At 71.4% G+C, this 10,436-nt stretch carries 10 protein-coding genes; all 10 read left to right on the forward strand.

Annotated elements, in window-relative coordinates; translation table 11 throughout:
• The coding region (locus CR470_RS31160) for a DUF5941 domain-containing protein (RefSeq protein ID WP_107489516.1) at positions 1-1,543 on the forward strand (1,543 nt) is incomplete at its 5' end.
• Positions 1,540-2,277 carry a phosphocholine cytidylyltransferase family protein gene (locus tag CR470_RS31165; RefSeq protein WP_097870830.1) on the forward strand — a complete coding sequence of 246 codons (738 nt, stop codon included), beginning with the start codon at positions 1,540-1,542 and terminating at the stop codon, positions 2,275-2,277. The genes CR470_RS31160 and CR470_RS31165, both read left to right, overlap by 4 nt.
• Positions 2,265-3,326: an iron-containing alcohol dehydrogenase family protein gene (locus tag CR470_RS31170; RefSeq protein WP_050362121.1), complete on the forward strand. Its 1,062-nt coding sequence runs from the start codon at positions 2,265-2,267 to the stop codon at positions 3,324-3,326. Before CR470_RS31165 ends, CR470_RS31170 begins: the two co-directional genes overlap by 13 nt.
• Entirely contained in the window at positions 3,304-4,083 is a 780-nt protein-coding gene (locus CR470_RS31175) for a CDP-alcohol phosphatidyltransferase family protein (RefSeq protein ID WP_097870835.1), read from the forward strand. Before CR470_RS31170 ends, CR470_RS31175 begins: the two co-directional genes overlap by 23 nt.
• A gap of 8 nt (positions 4,084-4,091) precedes the next feature.
• On the forward strand, positions 4,092-4,964 hold the full coding sequence (locus tag CR470_RS31180) for a glycosyltransferase family 2 protein (protein WP_097870831.1): 873 nt from the start codon (positions 4,092-4,094) through the stop codon (positions 4,962-4,964).
• Positions 4,965-5,066: 102 nt separating this feature from the next.
• Positions 5,067-5,996 (forward strand): ABC transporter permease, encoded by a 930-nt coding sequence (locus tag CR470_RS31185; RefSeq protein WP_097870832.1) that lies wholly within the window; start codon positions 5,067-5,069, stop codon positions 5,994-5,996.
• Positions 5,989-6,774, forward strand: coding sequence for an ABC transporter ATP-binding protein (locus CR470_RS31190; RefSeq protein ID WP_032792254.1), 786 nt, complete (start codon positions 5,989-5,991; stop codon positions 6,772-6,774). Before CR470_RS31185 ends, CR470_RS31190 begins: the two co-directional genes overlap by 8 nt.
• A gap of 413 nt (positions 6,775-7,187) precedes the next feature.
• The gene (gene hpnC / locus CR470_RS31195) at positions 7,188-8,099 is read left to right on the forward strand and encodes a squalene synthase HpnC (RefSeq protein ID WP_097870833.1); all 912 of its coding nucleotides are present in this window, start codon (positions 7,188-7,190) and stop codon (positions 8,097-8,099) included.
• Positions 8,100-8,128: 29 nt separating this feature from the next.
• On the forward strand, positions 8,129-9,049 hold the full coding sequence (hpnD, locus tag CR470_RS31200) for a presqualene diphosphate synthase HpnD (protein ID WP_179892434.1): 921 nt from the start codon (positions 8,129-8,131) through the stop codon (positions 9,047-9,049).
• Between the two features lie 118 nt (positions 9,050-9,167).
• Positions 9,168-10,436, forward strand: a 1,269-nt coding sequence (gene hpnE, locus CR470_RS31205) for a hydroxysqualene dehydroxylase HpnE (protein WP_097870834.1), incomplete at its 3' end; no start/stop codon positions are given.

Raw genomic sequence — 10,436 nt, forward strand, 5'->3', positions numbered from 1 at the left:
AGCCGCCGCCGCGGTCGGCGCGGGCGCCCCGGTCGTCGAGCCGGCGGCCGACCCCGCCCCCGAGGACCGCACCGTCCCCGGCCGGATCGCCGTCGCGCTGGAGGCCGAGGGCACCGCCGTACAGCGCCCCGCCCTCGGCTCGCTCGTCGCGGCCGTCCCCACCGACCCGGAGCAGCGGGCCGCCGCCGAGGCGGGCCTCGCCTCGGTCGACGACGAGGCGGTACGGCTGCGCAACGCGGTCAAGGCCCACGACGGCTTCTTCACCACGTACTGCATCAGCCCCTACTCCCGTTACATCGCCCGCTGGTGCGCCCGCCGCAACCTCACCCCGAACCAGGTCACCACCGCCTCGCTGATCACCGCGCTCATCGCGGCCGGCGGCGCGGCCACCGGAACCCGGGGCGGCTACGTCGCCGCCGGGATCCTGCTCCTGGTCTCCTTCGTCCTGGACTGCACCGACGGGCAGCTGGCCCGCTACTCGCTGCGGTACTCCACGATGGGCGCCTGGCTGGACGCCACCTTCGACCGGGCCAAGGAGTACGCGTACTACGCCGGGCTCGCCATCGGCGCCGTACGCGGCGGCGACGACGTGTGGGTCCTCGCGCTCGGCGCGATGGTCCTCCAGGCCTGTCGCCATGTCGTGGACTTCTCGTTCAACGAGGCCAACCACGACGCGGTCGCCAACACCAGCCCCACCGCGGCCCTCTCCGACAAGCTCGACAACGTCGGCTGGACGGTCTGGGTGCGGCGGATGATCGTGCTGCCGATCGGCGAGCGCTGGGCCATGATCGCGGTGCTCACCGCGCTCACCACCCCGCGCGTCGTCTTCTACGCCCTGCTCGTCGGCTGCTCCCTGGCCGCCTGCTACACCACGGCGGGCCGCCTGCTGCGCTCGCTGACCCGCAGGGCCAGCCGCACCGACCGTGCCGCGCGGGCCCTCGCGGACCTCGCCGACTCCGGCCCCCTCGCCCAGGCCGTCGCCGCCGTCGCCCCCGGACTCCGGGGCGCGTTCACGGCCCCGGCCGTCGCCCTGCTCGGCACCCTCGTGATGGTCGGCGGGGCGCTCCTCCTCCCGTACGGCAGTTGGCTGACCGTCGCCGCCGCCGCGGTGTACGTGGTCCTCTCCGGCCTCGCCGTCGCCCGCCCGCTCAAGGGCGCGCTGGACTGGCTGGTGCCGCCGTTCTTCCGGGCCGCGGAGTACGTCACGATCCTGGTGCTGGCGGCCCGCAGCGACGTCCCCCACGCCGTTCCGGCGGCCTTCGGGCTCGTCTCGGCCGTCGCCTACCATCACTACGACACGGTGTACCGCATTCGCGGAGGCACCGGCGCGCCGCCCCAGTGGCTGGTGCGGACGATCGGTGGACACGAGGGCCGGACCGCGCTGGTGGTCGTCCTCGCCGCCGTACTCACCCACACCTCAGGTTTCACCACGGCCCTGACCGCGCTCGCGGTCGCCGTGGCTCTGGTGGTGCTCGTGGAGTCCATCCGCTTCTGGGTGTCCTCCTCGGCCCCCGCCGTACACGACGAAGGAGAACTCGCATGATCGGCCTCGTACTGGCAGCCGGTGCAGGACGACGTCTGCGCCCCTACACGGACACGCTTCCCAAGGCGCTCGTCCCTGTCGACGGCGACAAGACGGTCCTCGACCTCACGCTCGCCAACTTCGCCGAGGTCGGACTCACCGAGGTCGCGATCGTCGTCGGCTACCGCAAGGAGGCCGTCTACGCCCGCAAGGCCGAGCTGGAAGCGACCTACGGCGTCACCCTCACGCTCATCGACAACGACAAGGCCGAGGAGTGGAACAACGCCTACTCCCTCTGGTGCGCCCGTGACGTCATCAAGCGCGGCGTGATCCTCGCCAACGGCGACACCGTGCACCCGGTCTCCGTCGAGAAGACCCTCCTGGAAGCCCGCGGCAAGGGCCAGAAGATCATCCTCGCGCTGGACACCGAGAAGGTCCTCGCCGACGAGGAGATGAAGGTCATCACGGAGGAGGGCAAGGGCGTCCAGCGCATCACGAAGCTGATGGACCCGGCCACCGCGACCGGCGAGTACATCGGCGTCACCCTCATCGAGGCCGAGGCGGCCGAGGAGCTGGCGGACGCTCTGAAGACCACCTTCGAGCGCGACCCCGACCTCTACTACGAGGACGGCTACCAGGAGCTCGTGAACCGCGGCTTCACCGTCGACGTGGCCCCCATCGGCACGGTGACCTGGGTCGAGATCGACAACCACGACGACCTCAAGAAGGGCCGTGAGATCGCGTGCCAGTACTGACCCGGCTCATTCCGTCCCCGGTCGTCGTCGACATCCGGCGCGGCGCCATGGACGATCTGGCGGGTCTCCTGGCCGATCAGCGGATCTCCTCCTCGGGCAAGCTCGCCATCGCGATCAGCGACGGCTCCGGGCGCGCCCTGCGGGAGAGGCTCGCCCCGGTCCTGCCCGGGGCCGACTGGTATCCGGTGTCCGACGGCACGATCGACTCGGCGGTGAAGCTCGCCGACGGCATCAAGGGCAACCGGTACGACGCCGTCGTCGGCCTCGGCGGCGGCAAGATCATCGACGTGGCGAAGTACGCCGCGGCGCGGGTCGGGCTGCCCATGGTCGCCGTCGCGACGAACCTCTCGCACGACGGCCTGTGCTCGCCGGTCGCCACCCTGGACAACGACAACGGGCGCGGCTCCTACGGGGTCCCCACCCCGATCGCCGTGGTCATCGACCTCGACGTGATCCGTGAGGCGCCCGCCCGTTACGTCCGTTCCGGCATCGGCGACGCGATCTCGAACATCTCCTGCGTCGCCGACTGGGAACTGGCCCACGAGGTCAACGGCGAGGAGATCGACGGTCTGGCGGCCGCGATGGCCCGCCAGGCGGGCGAGGCCGTGCTCCGTCACCCCGGTGGGGTCGGCGACGACGCCTTCCTGAAGGTGCTGGCCGAGGGGCTCGTGCTGACGGGTATCTCGATGTCGGTGGCGGGCGACTCCCGCCCGGCCTCCGGCGCCTGCCACGAGATCAACCACGCCTTCGACCTGCTGTTTCCCCAGCGCGCGGCCAGCCACGGCGAGCAGGTCGGCCTCGGCGCGTGCTTCGCCATGCATCTGCGCGGTGCCCGACAGGAGTCCCTCCTGATGGCATCGATACTGCGCCGCCACGGTCTGCCGGTCCTGCCGGAGGAGATCGGGTTCAGCGTCGACGAGTTCGTCAGGGCCGTCGACTACGCGCCGCAGACGCGTCCGGGACGCTTCACGGTCCTGGAGCACCTCAACCTGTCCACCGACCAGATCAGGGACGCGTACGCCGACTATGCGACGACCATCAGTAGCTGAACTCCGTCCGGTCGTGCACCCCCCGGGGGTGAAGGACCGGCGCAGCGGCGAGCACTGGGCCGGGCGCATGTACATGCGCGAGGTCTCGCTGCGCGTGGACCGCTACCTGGTCAACACCCGGGTCACCCCGAACCAGGTCACGTACGTGATGACGCTGGCCGGGGCCCTGGCCGCCCCGGCGCTGCTGGTGCCGGGTGTGTGGGGCGCCGTGCTCGGCGTGGTGATGGTCCAGCTCTACCTGCTGTTCGACTGCGTGGACGGCGAGCTGGCCCGCTGGAAGAAGCAGTACTCGCTCAGCGGGGTCTACCTGGACCGGGTCGCCGCCTATCTGTGCGACGCGGCGGTGCTCGTCGGCCTCGGCCTGCGCGCCGCCGACATCTGGGGCGAGGGCCGGATCGACTGGCTCTGGGCCTTCCTCGGGACCCTTGCCGCCCTCGGCGCGATCCTCATCAAGGCCGAGACGGACCTGGTCGGCGTGGCCCGCCACCAGGGCGGGATGCCACCGGTGAAGGAGGCGGCGTCCGAGCCGCGCTCCTCCGGCATGGCGCTGGCCCGCAGGGCCGCCGGGGCGCTCAAGTTCCACCGGCTGATCCTCGGGATCGAGGCCTCGCTGGTGATCCTCCTGGTGGCCGTGGTCGACGCGATCGGGGGCGACCTCTTCTACACCCGCCTGACCGTCGCGGTGATGGCCGGCATCGCGCTGCTGCAGACCCTGCTGCACCTGGTGTCCGTCCTGGCGTCCAGCAGGCTGAAGTGACCTTTCCCATGAAACTGGGCGCGGTGATCATCACCATGGGCAATCGCCCGGACGAGCTCCGCGCCCTCCTCGATTCGGTCACCGCCCAGCACGGTGACCGGATCGAGGTCGTGGTGGTCGGCAACGGAGCCCCGGTCCCCGCCGTGCCCGCGGGGGTGCGCACGGTGGAACTGCCCGAGAACCTGGGCATCCCCGGCGGCCGCAATGTCGGCATCGAGGCGTTCGGCCCCTGCGGGGCGGACGTGGACGCGCTGCTCTTCCTCGACGACGACGGGCTGCTCCCGAACCGCGACACCGCCGAGCTGTGCCGGCAGGCGTTCGCGGCGGACCCGAAGCTCGGGATCGTCACCTTCCGGATCGCCGATCCGGACACCGGCGCCACCCAGCGGCGGCACGTGCCCCGGCTGCGGGCCGCCGACCCGATGCGCTCCTCGCGCGTGACGACGTTCCTGGGCGGTGCCAACGCCGTACGCACCCGGGTCATCGCCGAGGTCGGCCCGCTGCCGGAGCACTTCTTCTACGCCCACGAGGAGACGGACCTGGCCTGGCGGGCGCTGGACGCGGGGTGGACGATCGACTACCGCGCGGACATGGTGCTGAACCACCCCACCACCGCCCCGTCCCGGCACGCGGTCTACCACCGCATGGTCGCCCGCAACCGGGTCTGGCTCGCCCGCCGGAACCTGCCCGCCCCGCTGGTCCCCCTCTATCTGGGGGTCTGGCTGCTGCTGACCCTGGTCAGGCGTCCTTCGCCGCCCGCGCTGAGGGCATGGTTCGGCGGATTCCGGGAAGGCTGGTCGACCCCCTGCGGGCCCCGGCGCCCGATGAAGTGGCGTACGGTGTGGCGGCTGACGAGGCTGGGCCGACCTCCGGTCATCTGAGACGCTTTCCTCTGAGAGCATGAGGCGTATTTTCTTTCCGGAACCTGTCCGCCTGAGCCGCGCCCGCGACTGGCTGCGCGTGAAGACGAGAGTTTCAAACTTGTGAGTGACACGACCCACGACGGTGGGGTAGCCCTCGGGACCCCGCCGTCCGCCGACGAGGGCCTCGACGCGGCCCAGCTGGCCGCCAAGTACGGCCTGACCGTGAGCGGCGCCAGGCCGGGGCTGTTCGCGTACATGCGACAGCTCTGGGGACGACGCCACTTCATCCTGGCCTTCTCCCGGGCGAAGCTGACCGCGCAGTACAGCCAGGCCAAACTGGGCCAGCTGTGGCAAGTGGTCACGCCCCTGCTGAACGCAGCGGTCTATTACCTGATCTTCGGGCTGATCCTGGGGACCAGGGAGGGGATTTCCCACGACGTCTTCGTGCCGTTCCTGGTCACCGGCGTATTCGTCTTCACCTTCACCCAGAGCTCGGTGATGGCGGGCGTCCGCGCGATCTCCGGCAACCTCGGACTGGTCCGGGCCCTCCACTTCCCCCGGGCCTCGCTGCCCATCTCCTTCTCGCTCCAGCAGCTCCAGCAGTTGCTGTTCTCGATGATCGTGCTGGTCGCGGTCGCCGTCATCTTCGGCAGCTACCCCTCGCTGTCGTGGCTGCTGGTGATTCCCGCGCTGGTTCTCCAGTTCTTCTTCAACACGGGCCTCGCCCTCGTCATGGCGCGGCTCGGCTCCAAGACCCCCGACCTCGCCCAGCTGATGCCGTTCGTCATGCGGACCTGGATGTACGCCTCGGGCGTCATGTTCTCCATCCCGGTGATGCTCAAGGACAAGCCGGCCTGGATCGCGGACGTGCTGCAGTACAACCCGGCGGCGATCTACATGGACCTCGTCCGCTTCGCCCTGATCGACGGGTACGGCTCCGAGAACCTGCCGGACCACGTCTGGGCCGTCGGCCTGGGCTGGGCCGTACTGCTGGGAGTCGTGGGATTCGTGTACTTCTGGAAAGCAGAGGAACGGTACGGCCGTGGCTGAGGACAACGCACAGGGGCGCATCCCCACGGTGATCGCCGACGACGTGCACATCGTGTACCGGGTCAACGGCACGGGCGGCGGCCGGGGCAGCGCCACCGCCGCGCTGAGCCGCATGATGCGGCGGGGCAAGGGCGAGCCGCGCGGCGTCCGGAAGGTGCACGCCGTGCGCGGTGTCTCCTTCACCGCCTACCGCGGCGAGGCCATCGGTCTCATCGGCACCAACGGCTCCGGCAAGTCGACGCTGCTGCGCGCCATCGCCGGCCTGCTGCCGACCGAATCCGGCCAGGTGTACACGGACGGTCAGCCCTCGCTGCTCGGCGTGAACGCCGCGCTGATGAGCGACCTGACCGGTGAGCGCAACGTCGTGCTCGGCGGTCTGGCGATGGGCATGAGCCAGGACGAGATCCGCCAGCGCTACCAGGAGATCGTGGAGTTCTCCGGCATCAACGAGAAGGGCGACTTCATCACCCTGCCGATGCGGACGTACTCCTCCGGCATGGCGGCGCGGCTGCGCTTCTCGATCGCCGCCGCCAAGAACCACGACGTCCTCATGATCGACGAGGCGCTGGCCACCGGTGACCGCAAGTTCCGCGTCCGCTCCGAGGAGCGGATCCGCGAGCTGCGCAAGGAGGCGGGCACCGTCTTCCTGGTCAGCCACAACAACAAGTCGATCAGGGACACCTGCGACCGCGCGCTCTGGCTGGAGAAGGGCGAACTCCTGATGGACGGCCCCACCGAGGAGGTCCTCAAGGCGTACGAGCGCGAAACGGGCAAGTAGCCCGAGCGTTCTCCGAGGCCCCCGCCGGACCGGTCCGGCGGGGGCCGCGCGGTGCCCGGCACCGTGCGGACCTTCCGCAGTAGGGCCCAGGGACGATCTCCTCCCGGCGGATGACGTCAATTCCGCCGTGCGCGGGGAAGGTTGACGGGCACGGCCGGGAAGCGGCGGCGGGCGTTCCACCCCACCGGTCCCCTGTGAGCTGTACAACGTAAGCTGTAGCGGTGCTGATTCATGGCAAGTAGGGCGATACGCCCCGGCACCGGCCGCTCTGCCGCAGTGCACTCGGAAGGCCGAGCAGCGTGTCCGAAAAGGGTTGTTTTGGGTCAGCAGTGTAGAACGGGAGATGTGACGGCAATGACGGAAGATCTCCAGCTCCGGCGTGGTCTCGCCGTCCCCGCGCCGGGCGGTCCGCAGTGACCCCGACCCCCGAGACGCGCATCGGTGACGCCACCCTCGGCAAGGCCGCGGACGAAAACTTCCCCGTGGCGCCCTTCTTCCTGCCCCGCGCCTGGCGCGACGACCTGATGGCGGTCTACGGCTTCGCCCGGCTCGTCGACGACATCGGCGACGGCGACCTCGCCCCCGGCGGCGCGGACGCCCGCCACCTCGGCCTGGAGCCGGAGCGGAGCGACGACCGCCTCGCCATGCTCGACGCCTTCGAGGCCGATCTCCACCGGGTCTTCGCCACCACCGGCCAGGAGCCGCACCATCCGCTGCTGCGCAAGCTGCGTCCCACTGTGCGGCGCCGCGCGCTCACCCCCGAGCCCTTCCTCGGCCTGATCGAGGCCAACCGCCAGGACCAGAAGATCCGCCGCTACGGCACCTACGCCGATCTCGCCGCCTACTGCGAGCTCTCGGCGAACCCGGTCGGCCGCCTGGTCCTCGCCCTCACCGGCACCGCGAGCCCGGAACGTGTCCGCCGCTCGGACGCGGTCTGCACCGCGCTCCAGATCGTCGAGCATCTGCAGGACGTGGCCGAGGACCTGGAACGCGACCGGATCTATCTGCCCGCCGAGGACATGGAACGCTTCCGGGTCACCGAATCCGACCTGGCCGCGCCCTCCGCCGGAGCCTCCGTGCGCGCCCTGATCGCGTACGAGGCCCAGCGCGCGAGCGACCTGCTGAATGAAGGCCCCCCTCTGGTGGGTAGCGTCAACGGCAGGCTCAAGCTGCTCCTCGCCGGATTCGTCGGGGGCGGGCGCAGCGCGCTCACGGCGATCTCGGCCGCCGGGTTCGACGTACTGCCCGGACCGCCCAAGCCCACCAAGCCCAGCCTGCTGCGCGAAGTGGGAATCGTCTTGCGAAGAGCGCGTGGAGAGAGGTGAGCCGGACCGTGGAGGGACAGACGACGTACATGTCGCCGCCGGTGCAGGCCGCATACAGTTACTGCGAGGCCGTCACCGGACAGCAGGCCCGTAACTTCGCCTACGGCATCAGACTGCTGCCGTACGAGAAGCGGCAGGCCATGTCGGCGCTGTACGCCTTCTCCCGTCGCGTCGACGACATCGGCGACGGGGAGCTGGACCCGGAGACCAAGCGGGCCCGGCTGGAGAGCACCCGCGAACTGCTGGAGCGGATCCGCAAGGACGTGGTCGACGAGGACGACACCGACCCGGTGGCCGTCGCGCTCGCCGACGCGGCCCGCCGGTTCCCGCTCCCGCTCGGCGGGCTCGACGAGCTGATCGACGGCGTCCTGATGGACGTCCGGGGCGCGACCTACGAGACCTGGGACGACCTGAAGTCCTACTGCCGGTGCGTCGCCGGAGCCATCGGACGCCTCAGCCTCGGCGTCTTCGGCACCGCGACGGGCGCCCGCGGGGCCGAGCGCGCCGCGGAGTACGCCGACACCCTCGGCCTCGCCCTCCAGCTCACCAACATCCTGCGCGACGTCCGCGAGGACGCCGGCAACGGGCGCACCTACCTGCCCGCCGACGACCTGGCCAAATTCGGCTGCTCGGCCGGGTTCCACCGGACCACCCCGCCCCCCGGCTCCGACTTCGCGGGCCTCATCCACTTCGAGGTCCGCCGCGCCCGCGCCCTGTTCGCCGAGGGCTACCGGCTGCTGCCGATGCTCGACCGCCGCAGCGGCGCCTGTGTCGCGGCGATGGCCGGGATCTACCGCCGCCTCCTCGACCGGATCGAGCGCGACCCCGAGGCCGTGCTGCGCGGACGGGTCTCGCTGCCCGGTCACGAGAAGGCCTACGTCGCGGTGCGCGGCCTGTCCGGACTCGACGCCCGCCACATCTCGCGGCTCACCGCCAGGGGGCGAACCTGATGCGTCTTCGCAGCCTCGTCCCCTGGGCAACCCTCCAGTGGCCCGACGCGTCACTGACTGCGACGATCGCCAGGGTGAGGACCCGGCAGAGCGCACCGACCCGGCGAGAGGGGCCCGCATGAACGACGAGAGCCCACGCCCCGTCGCCGTCGTCGTCGGCGGTGGTCTCGCCGGCGTCACGGCGGCGCTCCGCCTCGCCGACGCCGGACTCGACGTGACCCTCCTGGAAGGGCGCCCCCGCCTCGGCGGCCTCGCCTTCTCCTTCCAGCGCGGCGACCTCACCGTCGACAACGGCCAGCACGTCTACCTGCGCTGCTGCACCGGCTACCGCTGGTTCCTCGACCGGATCGACGCCGCCCGCCTGGCCCCGCTCCAGGACCGCCTGGACGTGCCCGTGCTGGACGTCGGCCGGGCCGCGGGGCCGCGCCTGGGACGGCTGCGGCGCACCGGTCTGCCCGTACCGCTGCACCTCGCCGGCGGACTCGCCGCCTACCCCCACCTCTCGCTCGCCGAGAAGGCGGGCGTGGGCCGCGCCGCCCTCGCGCTCGGCCGCCTGGACCCCGCCGACCCCGAGCTCGACCGCATCGACTTCGCCACCTGGCTGCGCAGGCACGGCCAGTCGGAGCGCACCATCGAGGCCCTCTGGGACCTCGTCGGCGTCGCCACGCTGAACGCCACCGCCCCGAACGCCTCCATGGCGCTCGCGGCGAAGGTCTTCAAGACGGGGCTGCTCTCCGAGCCCGGCGCCGCCGACATCGGCTGGGCCACCGTGCCGCTCGGCGAGCTGCACGACACCCTCGCCCGCAAGGCCCTGGACACCGCGGGCGTCCGCACCGAACTGCGCGCCAAGGTGGGCTCCCTGACCCGCGCCGAGGACGGCCGCTGGAACGTCGAGACGGCGGGGGAGCGGATCACCGCCGACACCGTCGTGCTGGCCGTGCCGCAGACCGAGACCCACGCCCTGCTGCCCGAGGGCGCGCTGGACGAACCGGACCTGCTGCTCGACATCGCGTGCGCCCCCATCCTCAACGTGCACGTCGTCTACGACCGCAAGGTGCTGCGCAGGCCGTTCTTCGCCGCGATCGGCTCCCCGGTCCAATGGGTCTTCGACCGCACCCACTCCTCGGGCCTCACCGGACCCGGGCAGTACCTGGCCGTCTCGCAGTCGGCCGCCCAGGACGAGATCGACCTTCCCGTCGCCGAACTGCGGGCGCGCTACCTGCCCGAGCTGGAACGGCTGCTCCCCGCCGCCCGCGGCGCGGGCATCCGCGACTTCTTCGTCACCCGGGAGCGCACCGCCACCTTCGCGCCCGCCCCGGGCGTCGGGCGGCTGCGCCCCGGCCCCCGCACCCGGCTGCCCGGCCTCCAGCTGGCGGGGGCCTGGACC

The sequence above is a fragment of the Streptomyces sp. rh34 genome (genome assembly GCF_002551245.1).
GTDB lineage: Bacteria > Actinomycetota > Actinomycetes > Streptomycetales > Streptomycetaceae > Streptomyces.

What these genes read in the sequence shown, in the direction of transcription:
- CR470_RS31165 (WP_097870830.1), top strand. Translation starts at nt 1,540, where the DNA reads ATGATCGGCCTCGTACTGGCAGCCGGTGCAGGACGACGTCTGCGCCCC.
- CR470_RS31180 (WP_097870831.1), top strand. Translation starts at nt 4,092, where the DNA reads ATGAAACTGGGCGCGGTGATCATCACCATGGGCAATCGCCCGGACGAG.
- hpnD (WP_179892434.1), top strand. Translation starts at nt 8,129, where the DNA reads ATGTCGCCGCCGGTGCAGGCCGCATACAGTTACTGCGAGGCCGTCACC.
- CR470_RS31175 (WP_097870835.1), top strand. Translation starts at nt 3,304, where the DNA reads ATGCGACGACCATCAGTAGCTGAACTCCGTCCGGTCGTGCACCCCCCG.